Source organism: Cycloclasticus sp. P1 (assembly GCF_000299965.1).
Classification (GTDB): domain Bacteria; phylum Pseudomonadota; class Gammaproteobacteria; order Methylococcales; family Cycloclasticaceae; genus Cycloclasticus; species Cycloclasticus pugetii.
Map to the genome: position 1 here is coordinate 1 of NC_018697.1, position 25770 is coordinate 25770.

Here is a 25770-nt window from a genome sequence, read left to right on the forward strand (position 1 = left end):
GTGTCATCTCTCTGGGAGCAATGTTTACAACGATTAGAGGAAGAAATTCCCCCTCAACAAATAAATACCTGGGTTCGCCCTCTTCAAGCTCAAACTAATAATGATGAATTGCTTTTATTTGCGCCAAACAAATTTGTTTTAGATTGGGTTTCAGATAACTATATTGAAAATATAACTAATATAATCAATAAGTTAACTGAAAATAAAATTAAGCTTCATCTAAAAATAGGCAGTTCAAAAGTACAACCTTCGCCCGCTACTGTCAGTAAAAAAACGACGACTAAAGCTAATAACACACCCAGTGTTTCCCATAATCTTAATAGTGCCTTTACTTTTGACTCTTTCGTTATGGGTAAATCTAATGAGTTAGCCAAAGCCGCGGCTATACAGGTATCGGAGAACCCGGGTGTTTCATACAACCCGCTTTTTATCTATGGGGGAGTAGGGCTCGGTAAAACGCATTTAATGCACTCCATAGGCAATGCCATTCTTCAAAAGAACAAAAACAAACGTGTGTCTTTTTTATCATCCGAGCGCTTTGTATCCGGTATGGTCCAATCTTTACAGAAAAACACCATAAATGATTTTAAAAACTACTATCGTTCATTAGACCTATTACTTATTGACGATATCCAGTTTTTTGCAAAGAAAGAAAGGTCTCAAGAAGAATTCTTTCATACCTTTAACACTCTCATTGAAAACAATAAGCAAATCGTCCTAACCTGTGATTGCTATCCAAAAGAGATCAATGGTTTAGAAGAACGGCTTAAATCTCGTTTTGGTTGGGGCTTACCAATTCCCATCGAACCGCCAGACCTAGAAACACGCGTGGCTATTTTAAAAAGTAAAGCCGCGTTAAGTGGCGTTGACCTAGCTGATGAAGTTGCTTTTTTTATGGGCAATAGAATTAAATCCAATGTTAGAGAACTAGAAGGGGCCTTACGCAGAGTTTTAGCAAATGCGAACTTTACCGGTAAACCTATTACCTTAGATTTTACTAAAGAAGCACTCAGAGATTTGATTGCTCTACAAAACAAACGTATTAGCATTGATAACATTCAAAAAACGGTTGCTGAGTACTACAAAATAAGGACATCTGACTTATTGTCTGCTAAACGAACAAGATCAATCGCTCGCCCAAGACAAATAGCAATGGCTCTGGCAAAAGAACTTACTCAATACAGCTTGCCAGAAATAGGGAATCAATTTGGTGGCCGGGACCATACGACCGTTCTTCACGCAACACGAAAAGTAAAAGAGCTAAGAGACTCTGATCAATTGATTGATGAAGATTATATTAACCTGTTAAGAACCCTATCGCATTAATTAGGTGTAAGCTGTGGATAAAATTTGAGATGTTTTTACAAACAAGTTATCCACAATAGTTTTTATATTTAACAACACCTTTCAAAATAACGTAGGTTATTGATTTAAAATGAATAATTAAAAATACTAACCGATTTTTAATTCCTTATAATCATAATAAGTATTAAGAGATATGAAATTAAATATTAATAAAGAAGATCTATTAGAGCCATTACAGAAGGTTTTTGGTGTTATTGAAAGAAGACAGACCTTACCGATTTTATCGAATGTTTATTTATCGATTAACAATGGTACGATCAAATTCACAGGCACAGATTTAGAAGTACAGGTCAGCGCTAAATCCATATTGATAGGGGAAGATAGCTTTAATATAACGATTCCTGCAAGAAAGTTATTAGACATCTGTCGATCTTTACCTGATCACTGTGAATTAAATTTATCTTTCAATGATGGTGTTCTTATTATTAAATCAGGCAAAAGCAGATTTACACTTAGGACACTGCCATCAGATGAATACCCTCTTTTCGATGAATCAAGTTACCTAAATCAAATAAGCATTAACCAAGAGGTTTTATTAAAAGCCTTTAGTAAAACTATTTTTTGTATGGCACAACAAGATGTTCGTTATTATCTAAATGGTTTAATGATGGAAATTGTTGATGGTGAATTACAAACTGTCGCCTCCGACGGTCATCGGCTAGCGCTATCTAAAAATAAAATTGATAATGAAAACCAATCCATTGACCAGGTTATCATTCCAAGAAAAGCAGCCCAAGAACTACTCAGACTAATGGATAAATTTGAAGGTGCTGTTGAGATAAAGATCGCTAAAAACAGTATTAAATTCTCGTTGGGTGATGTTGAACTTAATGCAAAGTTGATTGATGGACGCTTCCCTGATTTTAATAATGTAGTCCCTGAACAAAGTAAACATAGCTTTAATATCAATAAGTTATCTTTTAAATCCGCTTTATCTCGTGTTTCCATTTTATCCAATGAAAAATATAAAGGAATACGTTTAGACTTATCAAACCAATTAATGACTATTAATGCCAATAACCCTGAACAGGATGAAGCCGAAGAAGAAGTAGTGGTTGATTACAATGGTGATGAGATGAGTATGGGCTTTAATTCAAGTTATTTAATGGATGCCCTAAATGTAATTGAATCGGATAATGTGTTAGTTTCTTTTACTGATACAAACAGTAGTTGCTTGCTTGAAAACCCAGAAGATAAGAGCAGTCAATTTATTATTATGCCAATGCGTATATAAACATTTTTACTGTAATTATTTTTCTTGTCTTTAGTCGATGTTCAAATTAAAGATGTTAGGAATATTGAAAATATAATATTCCAACCATCTCCTAAGCTTAATATTATTGTTGGGCCTAACGGGAGTGGAAAAACATCAATTCTAGAGTCGCTTTACATACTAAGTAGGGCGCGCTCTTTTAGAACGCAAAATATTACTAAGGTTCTCTCACATAATAAAGATAGCCTTATTGTTTTTGCCCAATTAGCTTATGTAAACGTTTCTCATAAGATAGCGATTAAAAAAAACAAACATAAAACCATTATCAGGATAAATGCTCGATCAGAAAAAAAATCTTCTGAATTATCCCGTCTGTTTCATGCACACCTTATCAGGCCTGAATCCCAAACATTATTAGAAAATGGTGGGGTTGATAGAAGGGCTTTTATTGATACCGGTGTGTTCCACGTGAAACACTCATTTTTGAATATATCGAAGCAATATAACCACTTATTGAAACAGAGGAATAAGTTATTGAAAACCAAACAATTAGATACATTAACTGTTTGGAATAATAAACTGATTGAATACGGTACAATAGTCAGTCATGAAAGAGAGAAGTATCTTGAATTGTTAGATAAAGAACTTAAAGGTATTGCCTGTCAGTTTATTGGTGATGCAGAGGTTACTTTAAATTACTTAAAAGGCTGGGATAAAAGCTTATCGTTTGAGGATGCGCTTAATAAAGCAAAGGACCGAGATATCTTGTATGGCTTCACCACAGCAGGCGCGCATAAAGCAGATATTAAGGTTCTGGTTAATGGGAGGTTAGCACAGGATTATTTATCCAGAGGGCAGATGAAGCTGCTGGTCATTGCGATGTATTTAGCGCAAATTAAGTTAATGCGTGATCGAGTATCTAAGTCGGTTTGTGTGTTATTGGATGATTTAGGTGCTGAGCTTGATAGGGAGAATGTAAGAAAAGTAATGTTTTTTTTACAGAAACTAAATATACAGACTTTCGTGACGACAACAAATATAGATTTGTTTTTAGAGTTTATTGATGCGAAAGAAACTAAGGTGTTTCACGTGAAACGTGGAGTTATGCAGATAGAGGATAGTTAAGTGAGCGAAGAAAAAAACAATGAGACTTATGATTCATCAAATATACAAGTTCTAAAGGGCTTAGATGCGGTTAGAAAGCGCCCAGGAATGTATATAGGTGATACCGATGATGGTTCAGGCTTACATCATATGGTGTTTGAGGCGGTTGATAATTCTATTGATGAGGCTTTAGCAGGCTACTGCACAGAGGTTGGTGTAATTATTCATGAAGATAATTCGGTTACTATCACAGATGACGGTCGTGGTATTCCTGTTGATATCCATCCCGATGAGGGGAGATCAGCTGCTGAAGTCATTATGACGGTGCTCCACGCAGGCGGTAAGTTTAATGATAACGCTTACAAAGTGTCCGGTGGATTGCATGGTGTGGGTGTGTCTGTTGTTAACGCGCTATCTGACGAATTAGAGTTAACTATAAACAGGGAAGGTAGTCAGCATTATCAGCTTTATAAAAAAGGTGAACCTGTAGAGCCGTTAAAAGTTGTAGGACCAACTGAAAAAACAGGAACAAGTCTGAGGTTTAAACCAAGTATCGGTACCTTCAGTAATATTGAATTTCATTTTGACTTATTAGCAAAAAGGCTACGAGAATTATCGTTTTTGAATTCTGGTGTAAGAATTAGGTTGTCGGATGAGCGCACAGCAAAAGAAGAGATCTTTGAATATGAAGGTGGGATTAAAGCGTTTGTTAATCACCTAAATAAAAATAAATCTCAAATCCATGAAAATATTATTTATATCAACGTAGATAAGAATGATGTGAATGTGGAGGTGGCTTTGCAATGGAATGATTCTTATCAAGAGAATATTTTTTGTTATACAAATAACATTCCTCAGAGAGATGGGGGGACACATTTAGCAGGTTTTAGAGCAGGTCTCACTCGAACATTAAATCAATATATAGAAGGTAGCGGCCTAGCAAAAAAACAGAAGGTGACAACATCGGGTGATGATGCGCGTGAAGGGCTGACGGCAGTCTTATCAGTTAAAGTACCAGATCCTAAGTTTTCATCACAAACGAAAGACAAGTTGGTGTCTTCGGAAGTGAAATCCATTGTTGAATCATCCTTAGCTGAAGCACTACAAGAATTTTTGTTAGAAAACCCAACAGAAGCAAAAGAAATAGCTGGCAAAATGCTAGAAGCAGCCAGGGCGAGAGATGCGGCTAGAAAAGCAAGGGAGATGACACGACGTAAGTCTGCTTTAGATATTGCTGGTTTGCCTGGGAAATTAGCTGATTGCCAAGAAAAAGACCCTGCATTATCAGAAATATTTCTAGTGGAAGGGGACTCGGCTGGAGGCTCAGCAAAGCAAGGCAGAGATCGAAGAACTCAAGCGATATTGCCGTTGAAAGGAAAAATACTCAATGTAGAAAAAGCTCGGTTCGATAAAATGTTATCGTCGGATGAAGTGGGAACCTTAATAACAGCATTGGGTTGTGGTATTGGTAAGGAAGAGTATAAGCCAGAAAATCTTCGTTATCATAAGATCATTATCATGACAGATGCCGATGTGGATGGCTCACATATACGAACATTGTTATTAACTTTTTTCTATCGCCAAATGCCTGAGTTGATTGAGAATGGTAATGTCTATATTGCGCAACCGCCTTTATATAAGGTAAAAAAAGGTAAACAAGAATATTATGTTAAGGATGATAATGAGCTGAATAGTTACCTTCTACAATTGGCTTTACAAAAAGCAAGTTTAGTTATTAATGAGACAACACCAGCTATTACAGGGCTTGCGCTAGAAGAACTTGCAAAAGAACATATTCAAATTGAAGGAATGATTGCGAGACTGGCGGGGCGTTATGATGAGTTGATTTTAAACGAGCTATTGGTTTCTACTGAAATAACAGAATCTGTTAGTGAAGACGAGTTAAATGATTGGTTACAAGACTTAGAAAAAAACCTAAACGGAATAGAAAGTTGCCCAACCCAATATAGTTTGTCATTAAAGTACCAACAAGATAATTGGTCGGTTCACTGTATAACCATGTCTCATGGAGTAGAGAAATCTTTTGAAATGCCACGTCTATTCTTTAAATCAGGTGAATATAAACGCTTAGTCAGTTTTGGTAAAACATTAGTGGGTATGTTTGAGGAAGACACGCACCTTAATATTGCTGATAAGAAACATACTGTGACTAGTTTTAAAGAAGTTTTTGAATTATTAATGAAAGAAGCAAGAAAAGGTCAACAAATCCAGCGTTATAAAGGGCTAGGAGAAATGAACCCAGATCAACTATGGGAGACAACATTAGATGCAGACTCAAGACGTTTATTGCAGGTAAGAATAGAGGATGCCATTGCAGCTGATGGAGTGTTTACAACATTAATGGGAGATGAAGTAGAACCTAGGCGAAACTTTATAGAAAAAAACGCATTAGAAGTAGCAAACTTAGATGTGTAGTTTTTTATGAAAAAATCACACACATAAACCAGAAGGGTTATGAGTCGTTTAAAAGTATCAAAGGCGGAAATTAAATTTCCGCTTTTTTTTGAAAAATCGGAAATGAATTTCACTAAAGGCTTTATCCTTTGCTGTAGAGCTTAAAAATAAAAAACGCATACAAACGGGTTGCTTTATGTGAAAAGGCTTCTTAAATAAGCTTTCAGGAGCTTATTTTTACCCTGGATTTAAAAAAATTTATTGAAGCCGTGTGAAAAACAAATTAAATAATTACAAGATAGGTATATTTAAGGTATGTATTAATTGTCGAAACATCTGTTAGCAGAGGTTTAGATAGTTTGATTCCTTATAAGAAATAAAAGCAATGGTTAGCTTTACCAATATAAGCCTGTATTTATTCATCGAATGATGCAAGATCACAAAGTAAATCAGGTCTAGGTTTGTTTAAGAGAGGGTTCTTTTATTTTAGCGATTAGTTTATATCTGGAAATCGCACCAAATTAATTCATTAATTTTTTTAGGCTCATTTTTATGAGCTTTTTTTGTGCAATAATTCTAAATATATAGTCATTATCCATTAAAAACAAAGGGTTATATTCTGGCATGATATTCGCATTTTAGTACCTTCCATTGACAAGATAAAAGGTAATGAATGATGAAATATTCAGGAAAAGTGACAGGGATTGCGGCATTAATTGCTGCTCAAGTCATGACTGGTTCTGTATTGGCTGGTGCAAAATTTGAAGGTTCAGATGGTAAATGGATAAGTTTCGGTGTGGGCGTGAGAACAAGTTTCACTGCAGTAGAGGATGCGTCGCCTAGTGGGGATGATTGGTCAAATGATTTTAACTTGGATAGCGCGCGAATCTATATTAATGGTCAAATTTCTGAAAATATCGGGTTTGAATTAAATACCGAGACATTTTGGAGTAGTTCTAATGCACCATTTGATGAGGAGTTTGGAATTTTAGATGCTATTGCAAAGTTTAAAATTAACCCTGCACTAAATATATGGGCTGGCCGCATGCTAGTGCCTGCTGATCGTGAAGAAATGAGTGGTCCATACTACGCCAATATATGGAATGCTTTTAAAACCCCATTTGGCCCTGCTGATCAAGGAGAAGATCATGGAAAAGGTAATGCAGGTCTATATGGCCGTGATGAAGGTGTAACGGTATGGGGTCGTTTAGGAGCTGAGGAGCGTTTTACCTATGCTGTCGGTGTTTTTGAAGGCTATGAAAGTGCAGGGATGGGTGATGCGGACCCAGATGATAACTTTTTATATGCAGCGAGGTTCAGTTATAACTTCTTAAATGTTGAAAAAGCACCTGGTTATTACACAGGTAGTACATCATACGGTGCAGCGGGCGATATTTTTACTGTCTCAGTGGCTGCTCAATTTGAGGAAGATGCTACCGGTATTGTTGGTGATTTAGGTGATTTCACAGCCTTATATACAGATGTTTTATATGAAAACGTGTTGGAAAACGAAGGTGTTTTGACCATTGAAGCAGCCTATAAAGACTTTGATTTAGACGGAAAAACAAATGCATTTGGTTTATTTGAAGGTGATTCATGGAAAGCAACAACACTTTACTTGTTTCCAAACAAGTTAGGTATAGGCAAGGTTCAACCATACTTTTCTTACTCAGAAGTAAACCCAGATAACGGCAGCGATTCTGAAACAATTGATGCTGGTTTTAATTATGTTATCGATGGGTTTAACTCTCGAATTTCTGTGGCTTACTCAAGCACAGACAACGGAACCAATGATATGGATGCTTTTGTTATCGGTTATCAATTCCAGTATTAATAATTAGCTCAACACTATTAAATAGGGAAATCAAAATGAATATAAAACGAAAATTAGTTACATCATTAGTTTCAGCAGGTGCCTTAATAGCAAGTAATGTCTATGCGGCAGAAGATACAATTAAGGTAGGGGTATTGCATTCATTATCAGGCACCATGGCAATCAGTGAAACGACCTTAAAAGATACGGTTTTAATGTTAATTGAAGAGCAAAATAAAAAAGGTGGTTTGCTAGGGAAGCAACTAGAACCCGTTGTTGTTGATCCTGCTTCAAATTGGCCATTATTTGCTGAGAAAGCGAAGGAGTTAATTGATAAAGATAAGGTATCAGCGGTATTTGGTTGTTGGACTTCAGTGTCACGTAAATCAGTATTACCTGTATTTGAAGAATCAGATAGCATACTTTTTTATCCAGTACAGTACGAAGGCGAAGAGTCTTCTAAAAATGTTTTCTATACAGGGGCTGCACCTAATCAACAAGCCATTCCAGCGGTAGATTACCTGATGAATGACATTGGTGTTGAGCGTTGGGTATTAGCCGGAACTGATTATGTCTACCCACGAACAACAAACAAAATTCTTGAGGCGTATCTGAAATCAAAGGGTGTTGCAGCAGAAGACATTATGATCAATTACACTCCCTTTGGTCATTCAGATTGGCAGTCAATAGTCTCTGATGTGAAGAAATTTGGTTCAGCAGGGAAGAAAACAGCAGTGGTTTCTACCATTAACGGTGATGCTAATGTTCCTTTCTATAAAGAGCTTGGAAACCAAGGTATTTCAGCTGAAGATATTCCTGTTGTAGCCTTCTCAGTTGGTGAGGAAGAACTATCAGGTATGGATACTAAACCATTAGTTGGCCATTTGGCGGCATGGAATTACTTTATGAGTATTGAAGCTGAGACTAATGATAAGTTTATTTCAGCCTGGCATGATTTTACTAAAGATGAAAAACGGGTAACGAATGACCCAATGGAAGCGACGTATATCGGCTTCAATATGTGGGTTAAAGCCGTAGAAAAAGCAGGCACAACTGATTCAGCGGCTGTACAAGAGGCCATTATTGGCATATCAGTTCCAAATCTTACAGGTGGTTATTCGTCGATGATGCCAAATCATCACATTACTAAGCCAGTTGTCATTGGTGAAATCCAAGATGATGGTCAGTTTGGTACTGTTTGGGAAACATCTGGTTTAGTGGCAGGGGATGCATGGTCAGATTACTTAGAAGGATCGAAAGACCTTATTTCAGATTGGCGTAAACCGCTTTCATGCGGCAATTACAATGTGAAAACGGCAAAGTGTTCAGGTCAAAACTTCTAATCATTTGTAATCGCAAAATTTTTGGCCAGGCACAAGTAAGTTGATGTTGTGTCTGGCCATGTATTTAAATTAAGAGATTAAATTGTACTTAATAACAGCAGACCTTTTCAGAAACACAATAATACATAAGAGTGTGATTCATGACATACGTAACTAGGATGGTCGTACTAATACTAATGGTAATGATACCCATTAGTTCTTCGTCTTTTGCTGATGATGGGGTATCAGCCGATTTTGAAATTGTGTTAGCAGATTTAACATCATCTAAATTTAAAAAAAGGACGCAAGCGATAGAAAAACTCGTCAAAATTAATGACAAACGCTTGCCACTAGTAATTGATGCCTTACTACATAGCCAGCTTCATTACCGAAAAGCAGATAAATTGGTGGCTGTATTAACTGAAAAAACAGGTAAAGACTACGCAAGTGCAGTATTAACAGGTGAATCGCTGGGTGTTGCTATTTCATCAGAGTGGAAAAAAATAATCATCAGTAATCGTTTGCGTACAACGTTACGTGATGCGTTGGCAATGATCCAACTTAATGATGAAAATGCAACGATAAGGAAAACAGCTGTTGATCAGGTGTTAAGTCAAATAGATGTCAAGCAATTAGCCGCATTAGAAAAACGTTATAAGGTAGAGCAGGATGATGACGTTAAAGAAAAATTAAATGTAGCTATTTCAACGCTAAAGCTTAAAAAGAATGAGGGTGATACACGAAACTTGATTGCAAATGTGAAAGACAGTGTTAACCCGAGTGTGCGTCAAGTATTGGCAGAAGTTATAGACAATGTAAACGATAAAGAAACGAAAAATCTTGCGACGAAAACATTAGCCAAGATTGATCAACGAGTTAGCCAGTATGCCAAAGTTGAAACCCTGTTTTTTGGTTTAAGTCTTGGATCAGTGTTAGTACTTGCCGCTATTGGCCTAGCTATAACCTTTGGTGTGATGGGTGTTATCAATATGGCTCATGGCGAATTAATTATGTTAGGTGCTTACACAACATATGTTGTGCAACTTTGGTTTCCAAACCTAATTGAATATTCAGTATTAATTGCTATTCCACTGGCTTTTATTGTTTCAGGATTGGTGGGAATTCTAATTGAACGAGGTATTATTAGGTTTTTATATGGCAGACCGCTTGAAACATTATTGGCTACATTTGGTGTCAGCTTAGTTTTACAACAAGTTGTACGATCAATTTTTGGACCCTTAAATCGAGCAGTAGAATCACCAACATGGATGAGTGGGGTGTGGCAGGTTAATGATGCTTTAGCACTAACGTGGAATCGGCTCTATATTATTGTTTTTGCAATATTAGTGTTTTTCATTTTATTGTTTATTTTAAAAAAAACCACACTCGGTTTAAAGGTAAGGGCCGTTTCCCAAAACCGGACTATGGCCTGTGCAATGGGTGTTAAAGCAAACTGGGTGGATGCAATGACGTTTGGTTTAGGCTCTGGTATTGCAGGTGTTGCAGGGGTAGCACTTAGTCAGTTAACAAACGTAGGCCCTAACTTAGGGCAAGCCTACATTATCGACTCATTTATGGTGGTTGTATTTGGTGGGGTAGGGAATTTATGGGGTACGTTAGTTGCTGGACTAAGCCTGGGTATCACTAATAAATTACTCGAACCTTGGGCGGGTGCAGTGTTAGCGAAAATTATCGTCTTGCTATTTATCATTTTATTTATTCAGAAACGACCTAGTGGGCTATTCCCACAAAAAGGTCGGGCAGCAACTTAAAAGTGGGGGATAAATAAAATGTATATGAAGAAAATTTTAAAAGATGATGTCGGTGGTCAAGTTTTTCTTACTATTTTACTGCTCGTTAGTATTATGGTGCCGCTATTAAATTTAGTTGTACCAGAAGGAAGTGCCTTTCACTTAACAACCTATACAGTCACTTTATTAGGCAAGTATCTTACTTATGCATTATTGGCGATAGCTGTCGATTTGGTTTGGGGAGTGCTAGGCATTTTAAGTTTAGGACACGGGGCTTTTTTCGCACTGGGTGGTTATGCGATGGGTATGTACCTTATGCGTCAGATAGGTGATAGAGGCGTGTATGGGAACCCCGAGTTACCAGATTTTATGGTTTTTCTTAACTGGACTGAATTACCGTGGTTTTGGCAAGGCTTTGATCAGTTTTGGTTTGCAGCGATTATGGTTATGTTAGTACCGGGTTTATTAGCCTATCTGTTTGGCTGGTTAGCTTTCCGTTCTCGTGTAACAGGTGTTTATTTATCAATCATGACTCAAGCATTAACTTATGCACTAATGTTAGCGTTTTTTAGAAACGAGCTTGGTTTTGGTGGGAATAATGGTTTAACGGATTTTAAAGATATTCTCGGTTTTTCACTGCAAAGTGATGCAACTAGAGTGGGTTTATTCTTTGCTTCGGCAGTGGCGCTAGCTTTTGGTTATTTAGCTTGTCGAGCGATTGTACAATCTAAATTAGGTCGCGTTGCAATAGCGGTACGAGACTCAGAAGATAGGCTTCGCTTTATTGGTTACCGAGTTGAAAATGTAAAACTGTGGATATTCACTTTTTCTGCAATTCTTGCAGGCATTGCTGGTGCCTTGTATGTACCACAGGTTGCGATTATTAATCCAGGTGAATTTTCACCATTACTCTCTATAGAAATGGTCGTTTGGGTAGCGATTGGTGGACGGTCAACACTATATGGTGCGGTAATAGGGGCGATTTTAGTGAATTTTTCAAAAACATACTTTACCGGTGCATTTCCTGAGGTTTGGTTATATGCACTAGGCGGGTTATTTATCTTTGCAACCATGTACCTACCGCAAGGAGTAGCCGGCTTATTCAAAAAAAGCAAAGAGGCTACGGTATGAGTACATTAGATATGGTGCGTGATGTATTGCGCCGAGATGAGGTGTTTGATTTATTAAAGCCGGATATAAATCCTAACCTAGAGGTTAGTAAAGACATTATTTTATATATGGAAGATGTCAGTGTGAGCTTTGATGGCTTCAAAGCCATTAATGATCTTAACTTATATATTAATGATGGAGAGTTACGTTGTATTATCGGTCCAAATGGTGCTGGTAAAACAACGATGATGGATATTATTACCGGCAGAACTAAGCCGGATAGTGGAACTGTTTATTTTGGCCAAACGATGAACCTGCTTAGAATGACAGAGCCAGAAATATCGAATGCTGGTATTGGTCGTAAGTTCCAAAAACCAACAATATTTGAAAACCATACTGTATTTGAAAACCTTGAGCTATCGATGAAAGGTGATAAAGGTGTTTGGGCGACGCTATTTGCAACATTAACGGGCGAGCAACGGGATACTATTGACCAAGTACTTGAGAGAATTGGTTTACTTGAAAAAGCAATACTGCCTGCGGGTTTATTGTCTCATGGTCAAAAACAATGGTTAGAGATTGGTATGTTATTAATGCAACGGCCTAGGCTGTTATTAGTGGATGAACCTGTAGCAGGAATGACACATCAAGAAATGGAAAAAACCGGGGAACTACTGACCTCACTGGCAGGAGAGCATTCTGTTGTAGTTGTAGAGCATGATATGGATTTTGTTCGTTCAATTGCACGCAAAGTGACCGTGTTACATCAAGGGCGTGTGCTTTCAGAAGGAACCATGGATGAAGTGCAGAATGATGAGCGTGTTATTGAAGTCTATTTAGGTGCTTAGCGATGTTAAAAATTGAAAAATTAAATCAATTCTATGGTCAAAGTCATACATTGTGGGATTTAGATATAGAAATACCTAAAGGGAAATGTACCTGTTTGATGGGGCGCAACGGTGTTGGAAAAACCACTCTAGTCCAAAGTGTGATGGGAATTTTGCCAACAAAATCTGGAAGCATGATGTTTGATGGTCAAGAGCTATCTAAATTATCTGCGGAAAAACGAGCGAGTTTAGGGATCGGTTATGTACCTCAAGGGCGACAAGTTTTTCCACTGTTAACGGTAGAAGAAAATTTAAAAATTGGATTATCATCACGCCGAGATAAGGTGCGAACAATTCCTGAGTCTATTTATGAAATGTTCCCGGTATTAAAAGAAATGTCACAACGCCGTGGAGGAGACTTGTCGGGTGGCCAGCAACAACAATTAGCTATTGGGCGTGCCCTAGCGCTTGATCCTGTTATGTTAATTCTTGATGAGCCTACAGAGGGTATTCAGCCAAATATAGTTCAAGAAATTGGCGATATTATTAATAAATTGAACAAAGAAGCTGGGTTAACCGTATTGCTTGTTGAGCAAAAGTTACCGATAACTAAAAAAGTTGCTGACCAATTTATCATTATGGAACGCGGGTGCGCAGTAGCTAAGGGTGAAATTGCTGAATTAACGGATGATTTGGTCAGTGAATATTTAACCGTATGAGTTCAGCATTAACGTCAACAATAGAGACAGAAACAGTGTCTGGTTGGGAGGCTCAGCTGGATTTAAAGTTTGCAGTGCAAGTGAATAAAACGGTGTTGTCTGCACGCCAACAACGTGGGCCCTTAGCTGTTCAGCGTGCATTTTATCCCGAAGGTGATGTATGTCACTTGTATATATTACATCCACCGGGTGGAGTGGTAGGTGGTGATCGCTTGTATATAAATGTGAATGTGGGGCAGCAGGCTAATACGCTATTAACTACGCCGGGTGCAACGAAGTATTACAAAAGCCAAGGCGATACAGCACACCAACAACAAAGGCTAACTGTAGATGAAGGGGCAGCATTAGAGTGGTTTCCTCAGGAAAATATTTATTTTCCTGGCGCGAAAGTTCATTTGAGTACTCATATCGACCTTACGCCAACAGCACAATTTATAGGCTGGGAAATGCATTGTTTTGGTTTACCAGCTAATCAACAAAAATTTACCGAAGGTCGCTTGCAGTTGGATTTTATGCTTAGTCGTAATGAGAGACCGCTATTAATAGAAAAAATGAACGTTGAAGCAAATAAATTGGAGTCACCAACCGGTTTACGTAATAATTCGGTGATGGCTATTTTTTTGGCAACGCCTGTAAACTACAGCATGCTAGAGATGGTGCGAACATTATTGACAGATGATAATAACGTATTGATTGCCGCAACCTTAGTCGAAGACTGTTTATTGGTGCGATATTTAGGTGATTCTACGGAGCAATGTAGGAAAATATTCACTCGTCTATGGGGTGAATTAAGGCCATTGGTACTCAAGCGTAAAGCCTGTTCACCACGCATCTGGGCTACTTAGTAGGATTAATTATGAATTTGACCCCAAGAGAAAAAGATAAGTTATTAATTTTTACCGCAGGATTACTAGCTGAGCGGCGCAAAGCGCGAGGTGTAAAGTTAAATCACCCTGAAGCCATTGCTTATATCAGTTCGGCCATACTAGAGGGTGCGCGAGATGGACAAAGTGTATCTGAATTAATGAATTTCGGTCGCACACTATTAACACGAGATGATGTAATGACAGGCATTGCCGAAATGATTCAGGAGGTACAAGTTGAGGCAACATTTCCCGATGGTACAAAGTTGGTAACTATCCATGATCCAATTGTTTAATAAAGTACGACAGGAAGGTGCCTTATGATTCCAGGTGAAGTAAAGGTTCTAGAGGGCTCGATTAAGCTTAACGTTGGCCGTGAAACAGTCCTTGTTAGTGTGGCTAATACGGGTGACCGCCCGATTCAAATTGGTTCTCACTATCACTTTTTTGAAACCAATCCTGCTTTAACATTCGATCGAAAAAAAACCTATGGGTTTAGATTAAATATAGCGGCCGGTACAGCGGTGCGTTTTGAACCAGGGCAAACGCGGGAAGTGGAGTTGGTCGCCTATGCGGGAGATCGAAAAGTGTACGGCTTTAATGCCGAAGTAATGGGTACTTTGGAGACGGACTCATGACCAGTATTAGTAGACAAGCTTATATGGAGATGTACGGGCCCACGACAGGGGATCGTGTTCGATTAGGTGATACCGAGCTTTGGATTAAAGTTGAAGATGACCGAACCATCTATGGTGATGAAGTAAAATTTGGTGGTGGTAAAGTTATTCGTGATGGAATGGGGCAGAGCCAACGTGTAGATGCGGAGGTCGTTGATGTGGTCATTACCAATGCATTAATTCTAGATCACTGGGGTATTATTAAAGCGGATGTTGGTATTAAACATGGACGTATTGTTGGTATTGGTAAAGCCGGTAACCCTGATGTACAGCCCGGTGTTGATATAGTCGTTGGGCCAGGTACCGAGGTAATTGCCGGAGAAGGCCAAATATTAACGGCCGGTGGTGTGGATTCGCATATTCACTTTATTTGTCCTCAACAGGTTGAAGAAGCTTTGATGTCAGGTATCACCACCATGTTAGGTGGTGGTACCGGCCCAGCTACTGGAACTAACGCCACCACGTGTACACCGGGTATTTGGAATATGCATCGAATGCTGGAAGCAGCAGAAGAATTGCCGATGAATATCGGTTACTTAGCTAAAGGCAATGCCAGTAGTGAAGAGCCACTAGTGGAACAAATAACAGCCGGTGCGATTGGCCTTAAATTACATGAAGATTGGGGGACGACACCGGCTTCAATTGACACGTGCTTGTCAGTAGCTGAAAAAATGGATGTACAAGTCGCAATTCATACAGACACGTTGAATGAGTCCGGTTTTGTAGAACATACCTTAGGTGCAATGAAGGGGCGCACAATTCATACGTACCATACGGAAGGCGCTGGCGGTGGTCATGCGCCAGATATTATCAAGGCCTGTGGTGAATCGTTTGTATTACCATCCTCGACGAACCCAACAAGGCCCTATACGATCAATACGGTGGATGAACATTTAGATATGTTGATGGTTTGCCATCATTTAGACCCTAATATTGCTGAAGATGTGGCTTTTGCAGAGTCTCGTATTCGCCGGGAAACCATAGCAGCAGAAGATATTCTGCATGACCTAGGCGCATTTTCAATGATTGCGTCTGATTCGCAAGCAATGGGACGGGTTGGCGAAGTTATTACGCGCACATGGCAGACAGCACATAAAATGAAAGTACAACGGGGTGCATTAGAAACAGATGATGAGTTGTCGGATAACTTTAGAGCAAAACGCTATATTGCTAAATATACAATTAATCCTGCAATAACACATGGCATGTCCCATGAATTAGGCTCAATTGAGGTCGGTAAATTAGCTGACTTGGTTTTATGGTCACCCGCATTTTTTGCCACAAAACCAAGCCTGATTATTAAAGGTGGCATGATAGTAGCCGCTCCAATGGGCGATCCAAATGCATCTATTCCTACACCTCAGCCAGTGCATTATCGAACTATGTTTGGAGCACTCGGCGGTGCACGGCATGCAACTCGTATGACGTTTGTGTCACAAGCTGCAGCGAAAGATGATATTGCAGGCAAGTTAGGCTTAAAAAGCATGATTGGGGTAGTCAAACATTGCCGTGATGTATGTAAGTCGGATATGCTGCTTAATGATTATCAGCCTAATATTCAAGTTGACCCTCAAACCTATCAAGTGTTTGCTGATGGTGAGCAGTTGACCTGTGAGCCAGCAACAGAGTTACCGTTAACGCAACGATATTTTTTATTTTAATGATGCTGAAGTTAGTAAAAAAACTGAAAGAAGCGGCTGATGCGCAAGCAAGCTTAACCCTGCCACTGGCAAGTAGGGTTAAAAGTCGGCTACGATCAACCCTCGATGATGGTCGAGAAGTTGGCTTATTTTTAGAAAGAGGCCAAACTCTTTATCATGGAGACTTATTAGTAAGTACCGATGGGTTGGTTGTTAAGGTCATTGCTGCGGATGAAACCGTGTCGACAGTAAATTGCGATGATTATCTATTACAGGCAAGAGCAAGTTACCACTTGGGTAATAGGCATGTTGCCCTACAGATTAAACCCGGACAGCTGCGCTACCTTCATGACCATGTTTTAGACGACATGCTTAAGGGGTTTGGGTTAACCGTTAAGGTCGAAAAAGCGCCATTTGAACCTGAGCCAGGTGCTTACCAAAGTACTGGATTACATCACCATGAACATTAAGTAGGAGCTTTCTTCATGAATAAATTACTCGTAGTGATCGTCACTTTATTTCCAGCTTTAGCATATGCCCACCAAGAGCATGGGCACAACCTATCAGAAAATATTTCGCATATATTTTCAAATCCAGAACATGTGTGGCCTTTATCGTTGGGCATTGTTTTGATTGTTGTTATTGGAGCCGCTTTTAGTAAAAAGTAATTAATGCTGGAGTCTAATGTTAGTTTAATACGGCTATTACAATTGTGTAGTAGTGCGTTGCCGATAGGCGGATTCACATACTCACAAGGCATAGAATGGGCTGTTGAAGGACACTGGGTGAATAGTGAAAACGATTTGCGAGCATGGTTATTAGATCTCATAAAAACTAATCTGCAACAGCTTGAAATTCCAGTTTTTTTGAGAATGCTTAGAGCGTGTGAAGATAATGACGAATTAGCATTAAAGCGTTGGTCAGATATTTTATTGGCCTATAGAGAAACCAGTGAGCTGAGATTAGAAGAAAATAACCGTGGCCGAGCAATGACGCGATTATTAATAGATTTAGAGGTGGAGGCTTCTATTGATTTACAGTCAACACTGGCGAAAACGCAAACAGCTGGGTTTGCGTTAGCTGTCAATCAATGGGGTATTCCTGTCAATATAGCTGCTCATGGTTTTGCTTGGACTTGGCTGGAGAACCTAGTTATTTCTGGTGTAAAACTAATACCTTTAGGTCAAGTTTCTGGCCAACGTATTTTACGTGATTTAGCAAAGCCGTTAGCTACAGCAGTGGAGCAGGGGTTGGAAATTCTTGATGAAGATATAGGTAGCTCATCGCCAGCGTTGGCTCATGCTAGCGCACGCCACGAAACACAATACACACGATTATTTAGATCTTAACATTTGGGTAAAAAAGAAAATGATGAATAGTTCAAAAAAAATACCTTTACGAGTTGGAGTGGGTGGCCCGGTTGGGTCAGGTAAAACAGCTTTATTGGACTCCCTTTGTAAAGCGATGCGTGCTGATTACCAGTTAGCAGTGGTTACGAATGATATTTATACAAAAGAAGATGCGCAATTCTTAACTAAAAGTGAAGCGCTTGCAGCTGATCGAATTGTAGGAGTTGAAACGGGTGGCTGTCCTCATACAGCTATTCGTGAAGATGCATCAATGAACCTTGCTGCTGTTGAGGATTTGAGTGAGAAATTTCCAGATTTAGATCTAATATTTATTGAAAGCGGTGGTGATAATTTATCGGCTACATTTAGTCCTGAATTAGCCGATATTACAATTTATGTTATTGATGTTGCTGAAGGAGAAAAAATTCCTAGGAAAGGTGGCCCTGGTATTACGCGCTCAGACCTTTTAGTGATTAACAAAATTGATTTAGCACCCTATGTCGGCGCATCATTGGATGTAATGGATAAGGATACGAAGCGAATGCGAGTAGATAAACCTTATGTTTTTACAAACCTTAAGACAGGTGAAGGTCGCGCCAGCATTATCGACTTTCTAGTTAAAGAAGGTATGCTTTAAAGCCGAAACTTTACTCTGGATAGGTCAACTATACCTAATAAAACCTATTGCTAATGGGGTTATTAGTGATCACTTGAAAGCTATAAGAGTTGATTTAATAGCATGATAGTTAAGGGACACTAATAACGTTTTAAGGCGATTTGTTTGTTATTTCTTCCATCTGCCCTTCAATCCAGTTTTCTGCTTGTTGATTGAGCTCTTTGGCAGACATGGCGTTACTGTCGATCATTTTTCCAATTCGAACTTGAATCGTACCTGGGTGCTTTATGAAAGCATTTTTTTTCCAAAACTCGCCGGCATTATGTGCAACAGGAATAACCGGGTAACCAGACTTTTCCGCTAATAAGGCACCGCCTACCATGTACTTTTTTCGTTCACCAGGGGCTGTTCGTGTGCCTTCTGGAAAAATAACAACCCACCGACCAGATTGAAGTCGTTGGCTGCCTTGTTTGATAATTTGTCGAAACGATTTACTCTTTTTTGAGCGGTCTATTGCAATAGGTTGCGTTAGTGCAAGCGCCCAGCCAAATAAAGGGATCCACAGCAGTTCTTTTTTTAAGACCCAGCATTGCTCTGGAAACATGACTTGTAACGCAAAGGTTTCCCAAGCAGATTGATGTTTACAAAAAATAATGCCATTACCTTTTATGTTTTCTAAACCAGTTACCTGAAAATCCAGCTTACAAATAACTTTAAGGCCTTTAATAACCAGTTTAGCCCAGGTGCTAGCTATGGCGTATCTTATGTTATAGGAGAACGGAAAAGACAGTAGAACCAGTGGTGCAAATATAAACAAAGTAGTGACTTGGAATATAAAAAAAACAACCGATCGTAATCCGGGAATTAACAGTTTAAATAAGGATGTTTTGGCTTGCGTCATAAAGTGTCTCAAAAATAGGGTAAGGGAGCTCAGGGTTTTCTTGTTGAGTTTTTTTTCCTTTTCCGGTCAAAACAAGTATGGCTTTTGAACCAACTTCAGTTGCGGCTTGTAAGTCCCTTAGGCTATCGCCAATGACAATAGCGGTGTTTAAATCAATATTGAATTTTAGGGATAAATCATGCAATAAGCCAGGCTTTGGTTTGCGGCAAGTACAATGATCATCAGGTGTGTGTGGGCAAAAGGCTATCCCAGTAATTTCACCGCCGGCTTGATGTATTAAATCGAGCATTTTGTTGTGCATGGCGGTTAAGGTATCTAAGCTAAAGTACCCACGACCTAAACCGGATTGGTTGGTTGCAATAAAAATTCGATGACCTGCTTTGTGCAAGTTAGCAATCGCAAGAATGCTACTTTGAATTGGGAGCCATTCATTAACACTTTTAACGTAGCTGTCACTGTCGATATTAATAACACCATCACGGTCTAAAATAATGTCTGGCTTGTTTATTTTAGTAAGCATTACTGTCTATCTAACAAATTGATATATCAGCTATTTTAATAAAATTAGAGTGAATTTTGTTAAGCAAAGCCAACCGCGAATGTTTAAGCTGTTCATCTTCGGCCATAATAAAAACGTGTTCAAAGAAATCATCGATGGGCGTTTTCAGCTTAGATAATACTTTTAGCGCTTCAATATATTGTTGTTGCTCGATTAATGGCTGAGTCTGTGTTTCGATCAGTTGTAATTGTTCATATAGGTAGATTTCTTGCTGATCGACTAAACGCGAGGCATCAAAAAGCGCGCTGACATTGTCCGGTGCTTTCTTTAATAAGTTTTGAATCCGTTTATTGGCCTCAGTTAAGCTCATGGCTTCGTCTAGTTTAGAAAAATCTTTGACCGCACGAATACGATTCATAAAATCTACAGGTCGAGTACAGTCAACAGAGGCAACGGAAACGAATTGCTCAGGAGAGTAATGATTTGACAAACAATAGCCTTTTAAACGGTCGAGCATAAAATTTAAAACGAGTTCTTTGATCTTATTTGTGTCAAACGTGTGGCTAAATTGCGCACAAGATAGGCTAATGAGTTCTTTTAGGTCAAGTTCGAGTTGACCTTCAATAATAATCCTTAAAATACCTAAAGAGGCGCGACGTAAAGCAAATGGGTCTTTGTCGCCGGTAGGTAATAAACCGACACTGAAAATCCCCACAACGGTATCGAGTTTATCGGTAAGGGCAAGAAGTTGACCTGTTTTGCTGGTCGGTAGCACACCACCCGACTGTTTCGGCCAGTATTGTTCTTGTAAGGCTTCGGCGACTTCATCTGGTTCGCCATTTTCTTTGGCATAGTAACGGCCTATAACGCCTTGTAGGCTAGCAAATTCGCCAACCATATCCGTTACCAGGTCTGTTTTACTGAGAAGTGCGGCGCGTGAGGCTAGTGCTGTATCACGCCCGAGTTGATCGGCAAGTTGAATAGAGAGTTTTTCAACGCGACGAGTTTTTTCACCAATAGATCCCAACTTTTGCTGAAAAATGACGTTATCTAATGAGCTGATTCGTTCAGCAAGTGTCTTTTTCATATCTTGTTGCCAGAAAAACTCAGCATCGGATAAGCGCGGGCGAATAACTCGCTCATTACCATGACTAACAGAGCTTGGGTTGTTGCTATCAATATTACTAATGGTAATAAAGTATGGAAGCAACTCGCCGTTCTCATCCAAAATAGGGAAGTATTTTTGGTTGATTTGCATGGTGGTAATGAGGACTTCTTTGGGGAGTGCTAAAAAATGGTCGTCAAAACTACCTGTTACGGCAACAGGGTATTCTACTAATGCAGTAATTTCATCTAACAAGCTAGGTTCGATGTGCGCTTGACCATTGACCGCGTTAGCAGCTTGAATGGCTTGCTGTTCAATAAGGGCTTTGCGGTCTTCAAAAGAAGCGATCACGTGGGCATTAGCGAGCTTATCATTGTATTGGCTGGCCTCTTCAATGGTAATAGGGCCAGGTGCATGAAAGCGATGACCGAATGAAGTATTTGAGGCGTTAACAGCAAAAAATTGAGTATTAATGACCTCATCACCTAAGAGCAATAATACTGAATGTACAGGCCGTACAAATGCATCGTTAGAATGACCCCAGCGCATACGTTTTGCAATTGGTAAGCGAGTCAAGGCTTTTTCTATAATGCTAGGAATAAGCGCTTTAGCCGATTGACCTTTTTCAAGCTTTTTATACGAAAGCCACTCGCCTTTATCTGTTTTCAGCGTGCCAAGGTCATCAAAACTAGCGCCACAGCCACGTGCGAACCCTAAAGCAGCTTTAGATGGGTTGCCTTCAGCATCATAAGCAGCCGCTATAGCGGGGCCACGCTTTTCAACATGAATATCTTCTTGAGTTGTTTCGAGTTCTTCTATCCATACAGCTAAACGGCGGGGTGTGGCAAAACTATGAGTACGAGTAAAACCTAATTTTGCCTCTTCAAGGCCACTGCATATTGCAGATAGCAGGTGGTCGCGTAAGGTTTTTAATGTTGATGGTGGAAGTTCTTCACAACCGAGCTCAAACAATAAATCTTTTGTTTCGGCCATTACGGTGTCTCCTCAGTTTTTAGCATGGGGAAGCCTAGCGCTTCTCGAGAGGCAAAATATGTTTCAGCGACCATTTTAGAAAGGCTGCGGACACGTAAAATAAAGCGCTGCCGTTCAGTCACAGAAATGGCGTGACGAGCATCTAATAAGTTAAAGGTATGCGAGGCTTTTAAAACTTGTTCGTAAGCAGGCAGTGGCAAACCTTTTTCAATTAAAAGGTTGCAAGCCTGTTCGCATTCATCGAATTGTTTAAACATGGCGTCTATATTGGCATGATCAAAGTTGTAAGCCGATTGTTCCACTTCATTTTGGTGAAATACATCACCGTAAGTAACGACACCCTTATTGGTCTTAGTCCAGACAAGGTCATACACACTTTCAACGCCCTGTATATACATGGCAATGCGTTCTAGACCATAGGTGATTTCGCCACTAACGGGGCGGCAATCTAAGCCGCCGACTTGTTGAAAATAGGTGAATTGGGTGACTTCCATACCATTTAACCAGACTTCCCAGCCTAAGCCCCAAGCACCTAAGGTAGGAGACTCCCAGTTATCTTCAACAAAGCGTATATCATGTTCAAGCATGTCTAAACCAAGATGACTGAGTGAACCTAAATATAAGTCTTGAATATCAATGGGCGATGGTTTGATAAGCACCTGAAACTGATAATAATGTTGTAGACGGTTTGGGTTTTCACCAAAGCGGCCATCGGTTGGGCGGCGCGAGGGTTGTACATAGGCCGTTGACCAAGGTTCAGGGCCTATGGCACGCAAAAAAGTGGCAGGGTGGAAAGTTCCAGCGCCCACTTCAAGGTCTAGCGGTTGAAGAATAGCACACCCTTGGTTAGCCCAATATTCTTGTAAAGCAAGGATAAGGCCTTGGAACGTCATAAGGTCTTGAGTAGATTTTGACACAGTAGTTTCGGCGGTTGTTTGAATAAAAAAGAGAAGTATATCTAATAAGCCTACACTTATCATTAAAGCAAGCTTAAATGCATAAGCTATTTAAGCATTTATACGAAACTTGAGGCCCTTTGGGTATAATGATCAATCAATGTATTTAAGAGAAGATTATGGCAACGCAACGTAAAGCGGTCGCACTGATATCAGGTGGTTTAGATTCACTATTAGCGGCAAAAGTTATGCTTGAGCAAGGGGTTCATGTAGAGGGTATAAATTTTTATACAGGGTTTTGTGTGGAAGGGCATACCCATGCAATTCGAAAAAAAGATAAAGCAAAACCGAAAAGAAACAATGCATTATGGAGCGCTGAAAAGCTAGGCATTAAGCTTCATATTATTGATATTATTGAAGAATATAAAGATGTTTTGCTTAACCCAAAGCATGGTTATGGCGCCAATATGAACCCTTGTTTAGATTGTAAAATCTTTATGGTGGGAAAAGCCAAAGAGTGGGCAGAAGAAAATGGCTTTGACTTTATTATTACCGGTGAAGTTATTGGTCAACGTCCGATGTCACAGCGTAAGGAGACTATGCCGGTAATTTCTGAAGAGTCGGGCGCGGATGATTTGTTATTGCGCCCTTTGTGCGCGCAAAATTTGCCAGAAACGCTGCCCGAGCGTGAAGGCTGGGTTAATCGTGACCAATTGTATGACTTTAGTGGGCGGACACGTAAACCTCAAATGGCGCTGGCTGAAAAATTTGGCTTTGATGATTACGCCCAACCTGCTGGTGGTTGTTGTTTCTTAACCGATAAAGCGTATTCCGTTAAGTTAACTGATTTATGGGCTTCTCGAGGCAAACGAGATTATGAAATAGACGACATTATGTTGTTAAAAGTAGGCCGGCATATTCGACCAAAACCAAACTTTAAATTGATAGTGGCTCGTGAAGAAGGTGAGAATAATTTCTTACAGGGTTATAAAAAGCAGTTTATAACGCTAAGAACCATGAGTCATAAAGGGCCATTAACGTTGCTGGATGGAACGGCCAATGATGAAGACCTTAAACTAGCGGCACAAATTGTCGCACGGTTTAGTCAAGGTAGAGATGCAAAAACTGTTGATGTTGAAGTGACTGAGAACGGGGTTAATAAAAACTTTACCGTAACGCCTTTAAAGGCGGATCAGATTCAAGACGCTTGGCGCGTATGATAGAGCTAGATGCACGCCGGTTAATGTGCCCTATGCCGGTTATAAAAACGCAAAATATAATAAAGACACTGTCTTCAGGTGATAAAGTAAGAGTCAGCTGTACAGATCCTGGTGTTATGCAAGATATTCCTGCTTGGTGTAGAATCAATGGACATACTGTTTTAAGCACAGAAGAAATTGATCACGAATATATCCTAATTATCAAAGTTGGAAGCGATTAAATAATATGTCTCAACTGATGACTGAAACCAGGGCCAAAAAGAATATCACCGTGATTGGTGGCTTGGCTAATTTAGTATTGTCCGTTTTCAAAATTGGTTGTGGTTGGTTCGCTCAATCACACGCATTGGTCGCTGACGGTTTTCATTCTCTGTCCGATTTATTAACAGATGGCTTGGTGTATTACGCATCGCATCATGCCGGCCAAGAGGCGGACGAAAAACACCCGTACGGTCATGCAAGGTTTGAAACATTAGCAACCGTCATTTTAGGTGCTTTGTTGGTGGCTACGGCTGGGGGAATTATTTGGAATGCAATAGCCGGCTTCTTTAATGATGATGTATTGCTGCATGGTTGGTTGGTTATTACTATTGTAATGATCTCTGTCTTATCTAATGAAGTCATGTATCAGCTGACGATGAAAATTGCTCGGGATACAAAATCTGAGTTGATGAAGGCTAATGCGTGGCATCACAGGAGTGATGCGATTTCTTCTTTAGTTGTATTAATAGGTGTTGGTCTTGATATGGCCGGCTTTCAATACTTTGATTCTATTGCGGCAATTATCGTGGGTCTAATGGTGGCAAAGGTTGGGGTTGATCTAGCATTGAATGCGAGTAAGGAGTTAGTCGACACTGCATTGGATGAAGAGGTTGTAGAAAAAATTAAGCAAATCATATTAGACGCCAGTGGCACGAGAGAGCTACATTTTTTACGTACTCGAAAAATGGGGGATACAGCTCTTGTAGATGTGCATATCTTGGTGGACCCTAAAATAAGTGTTTCTGAGGGACATTTAATTAGCGAAAGGGTACGCTTGTCATTAATAAAGGGCGTTGAAAATATTGGTGAGGTGACGGTCCATATCGACCCAGAGGATGACGAGATTTATTCGCCAAGTGTCGATTTACCCTTAAGGCATCGTCTTATAGGTCAGCTTAATGAGTCATGGGAAGGCATTGCTGAAAAAGACGGAGTGTCAAATGTCACCCTTCATTATCTGGATGGTAAGGTAGAGGTTGAAATAGAGCTTCCTTTAGAGGTCATTAATAATATTAGTGAAGCACGGGATGTGTCAGAAAAATTTAAAAAGAAAACGTTAACACTTCCAGAGGTGACGGATGTAAAAGTGTTATTTGTTTAAATTGCCCAA

The 25770-nt window shown here is 39.5% G+C and carries 25 protein-coding genes; 21 read left to right on the top strand and 4 right to left on the bottom strand.

Annotated elements, in window-relative coordinates; translation table 11 throughout:
* The 18 genes from dnaA to ureG all read left to right on the top strand — a co-directional run bounded on the left by dnaA (window position 1) and on the right by ureG (window position 18805).
* Window positions 1-1326: a chromosomal replication initiator protein DnaA gene (gene dnaA, locus Q91_RS00005; RefSeq protein ID WP_015004814.1), complete on the top strand. Its 1326-nt coding sequence runs from the start codon at window positions 1-3 to the stop codon at window positions 1324-1326.
* Between the two features lie 172 nt (window positions 1327-1498).
* On the top strand, window positions 1499-2599 hold the full coding sequence (gene dnaN, locus Q91_RS00010; RefSeq protein WP_015004815.1) for a DNA polymerase III subunit beta: 1101 nt from the start codon (window positions 1499-1501) through the stop codon (window positions 2597-2599).
* Window positions 2600-2623: 24 nt separating this feature from the next.
* Window positions 2624-3703, top strand: coding sequence for a DNA replication/repair protein RecF (gene recF / locus Q91_RS00015; protein ID WP_015004816.1), 1080 nt, complete (start codon window positions 2624-2626; stop codon window positions 3701-3703).
* The gene (gene gyrB / locus Q91_RS00020) at window positions 3704-6118 is read left to right on the top strand and encodes a DNA topoisomerase (ATP-hydrolyzing) subunit B (protein WP_015004817.1); all 2415 of its coding nucleotides are present in this window, start codon (window positions 3704-3706) and stop codon (window positions 6116-6118) included. It abuts the gene before it with no gap.
* 652 nt (window positions 6119-6770) lie between these two features.
* Window positions 6771-7931 (top strand): hypothetical protein, encoded by a 1161-nt coding sequence (locus Q91_RS00025; protein WP_015004818.1) that lies wholly within the window; start codon window positions 6771-6773, stop codon window positions 7929-7931.
* A gap of 35 nt (window positions 7932-7966) precedes the next feature.
* Window positions 7967-9253: an urea ABC transporter substrate-binding protein gene (gene urtA, locus Q91_RS00030; RefSeq protein ID WP_015004819.1), complete on the top strand. Its 1287-nt coding sequence runs from the start codon at window positions 7967-7969 to the stop codon at window positions 9251-9253.
* Between the two features lie 140 nt (window positions 9254-9393).
* Window positions 9394-11004: an urea ABC transporter permease subunit UrtB gene (gene urtB, locus Q91_RS00035; protein WP_238538334.1), complete on the top strand. Its 1611-nt coding sequence runs from the start codon at window positions 9394-9396 to the stop codon at window positions 11002-11004.
* Between the two features lie 18 nt (window positions 11005-11022).
* Window positions 11023-12114, top strand: a complete 1092-nt coding sequence (gene urtC / locus Q91_RS00040; RefSeq protein ID WP_015004821.1) for an urea ABC transporter permease subunit UrtC — start codon at window positions 11023-11025, stop codon at window positions 12112-12114.
* Window positions 12111-12941 carry an urea ABC transporter ATP-binding protein UrtD gene (gene urtD / locus Q91_RS00045; RefSeq protein WP_015004822.1) on the top strand — a complete coding sequence of 277 codons (831 nt, stop codon included), beginning with the start codon at window positions 12111-12113 and terminating at the stop codon, window positions 12939-12941. Before urtC ends, urtD begins: the two co-directional genes overlap by 4 nt.
* Window positions 12942-12943: 2 nt before the next feature.
* Entirely contained in the window at window positions 12944-13639 is a 696-nt protein-coding gene (urtE, locus tag Q91_RS00050; RefSeq protein WP_015004823.1) for an urea ABC transporter ATP-binding subunit UrtE, read from the top strand.
* On the top strand, window positions 13636-14484 hold the full coding sequence (locus Q91_RS00055) for an urease accessory protein UreD (RefSeq protein ID WP_015004824.1): 849 nt from the start codon (window positions 13636-13638) through the stop codon (window positions 14482-14484). Before urtE ends, Q91_RS00055 begins: the two co-directional genes overlap by 4 nt.
* An 11-nt stretch (window positions 14485-14495) precedes the next feature.
* Window positions 14496-14798 (top strand): urease subunit gamma, encoded by a 303-nt coding sequence (gene ureA, locus Q91_RS00060; protein WP_015004825.1) that lies wholly within the window; start codon window positions 14496-14498, stop codon window positions 14796-14798.
* Window positions 14799-14822: 24 nt separating this feature from the next.
* Window positions 14823-15140, top strand: coding sequence for an urease subunit beta (locus tag Q91_RS00065; protein WP_015004826.1), 318 nt, complete (start codon window positions 14823-14825; stop codon window positions 15138-15140).
* On the top strand, window positions 15137-16840 hold the full coding sequence (ureC, locus tag Q91_RS00070) for an urease subunit alpha (protein ID WP_015004827.1): 1704 nt from the start codon (window positions 15137-15139) through the stop codon (window positions 16838-16840). The genes Q91_RS00065 and ureC overlap by 4 nt, the downstream gene beginning before the upstream one ends.
* Window positions 16840-17289: an urease accessory protein UreE gene (ureE, locus tag Q91_RS00075; RefSeq protein WP_015004828.1), complete on the top strand. Its 450-nt coding sequence runs from the start codon at window positions 16840-16842 to the stop codon at window positions 17287-17289. The genes ureC and ureE overlap by 1 nt, the downstream gene beginning before the upstream one ends.
* A 15-nt stretch (window positions 17290-17304) precedes the next feature.
* Window positions 17305-17487 (top strand): hypothetical protein, encoded by a 183-nt coding sequence (locus Q91_RS00080; RefSeq protein ID WP_015004829.1) that lies wholly within the window; start codon window positions 17305-17307, stop codon window positions 17485-17487.
* Between the two features lie 3 nt (window positions 17488-17490).
* Window positions 17491-18168 (top strand): urease accessory protein UreF, encoded by a 678-nt coding sequence (locus tag Q91_RS00085; RefSeq protein ID WP_020931757.1) that lies wholly within the window; start codon window positions 17491-17493, stop codon window positions 18166-18168.
* 22 nt (window positions 18169-18190) lie between these two features.
* On the top strand, window positions 18191-18805 hold the full coding sequence (gene ureG / locus Q91_RS00090; RefSeq protein ID WP_015004831.1) for an urease accessory protein UreG: 615 nt from the start codon (window positions 18191-18193) through the stop codon (window positions 18803-18805).
* A 130-nt stretch (window positions 18806-18935) separates the two neighbouring features.
* Here ureG and Q91_RS00095 read toward each other — a convergent pair whose 3' ends face one another.
* Genes Q91_RS00095 through glyQ form a run of 4 tightly spaced genes read right to left on the bottom strand, consistent with a single transcriptional unit; the run spans window position 18936 to window position 23262 of the window.
* Complete coding sequence (locus Q91_RS00095; RefSeq protein WP_015004832.1) at window positions 18936-19685, bottom strand: 1-acyl-sn-glycerol-3-phosphate acyltransferase; 750 nt, start codon at window positions 19683-19685, stop codon at window positions 18936-18938.
* Window positions 19657-20205, bottom strand: coding sequence for a D-glycero-beta-D-manno-heptose 1,7-bisphosphate 7-phosphatase (gene gmhB, locus Q91_RS00100; RefSeq protein ID WP_015004833.1), 549 nt, complete (start codon window positions 20203-20205; stop codon window positions 19657-19659). Before gmhB ends, Q91_RS00095 begins: the two co-directional genes overlap by 29 nt.
* 10 nt (window positions 20206-20215) lie before the next feature.
* Window positions 20216-22282, bottom strand: coding sequence for a glycine--tRNA ligase subunit beta (glyS, locus tag Q91_RS00105; RefSeq protein WP_041230461.1), 2067 nt, complete (start codon window positions 22280-22282; stop codon window positions 20216-20218).
* The gene (gene glyQ, locus Q91_RS00110; protein ID WP_015004835.1) at window positions 22282-23262 is read right to left on the bottom strand and encodes a glycine--tRNA ligase subunit alpha; all 981 of its coding nucleotides are present in this window, start codon (window positions 23260-23262) and stop codon (window positions 22282-22284) included. Before glyQ ends, glyS begins: the two co-directional genes overlap by 1 nt.
* Before the next feature lie 95 nt (window positions 23263-23357).
* Between glyQ and Q91_RS00115 the strand changes: the two genes are divergently transcribed.
* From Q91_RS00115 to Q91_RS00125, 3 genes are read left to right on the top strand one after another with little or no spacing between them, the layout of a single operon-like run.
* Window positions 23358-24398, top strand: coding sequence for a tRNA (5-methylaminomethyl-2-thiouridylate)-methyltransferase (locus Q91_RS00115; RefSeq protein ID WP_015004836.1), 1041 nt, complete (start codon window positions 23358-23360; stop codon window positions 24396-24398).
* The gene (locus tag Q91_RS00120; protein ID WP_015004837.1) at window positions 24395-24619 is read left to right on the top strand and encodes a sulfurtransferase TusA family protein; all 225 of its coding nucleotides are present in this window, start codon (window positions 24395-24397) and stop codon (window positions 24617-24619) included. The genes Q91_RS00115 and Q91_RS00120 overlap by 4 nt, the downstream gene beginning before the upstream one ends.
* Before the next feature lie 17 nt (window positions 24620-24636).
* A complete protein-coding gene (locus tag Q91_RS00125) occupies window positions 24637-25761 on the top strand; it encodes a cation diffusion facilitator family transporter (RefSeq protein WP_223253200.1) in 1125 nt (374 codons plus the stop codon).
* Window positions 25762-25770: the final 9 nt, after the last annotated feature.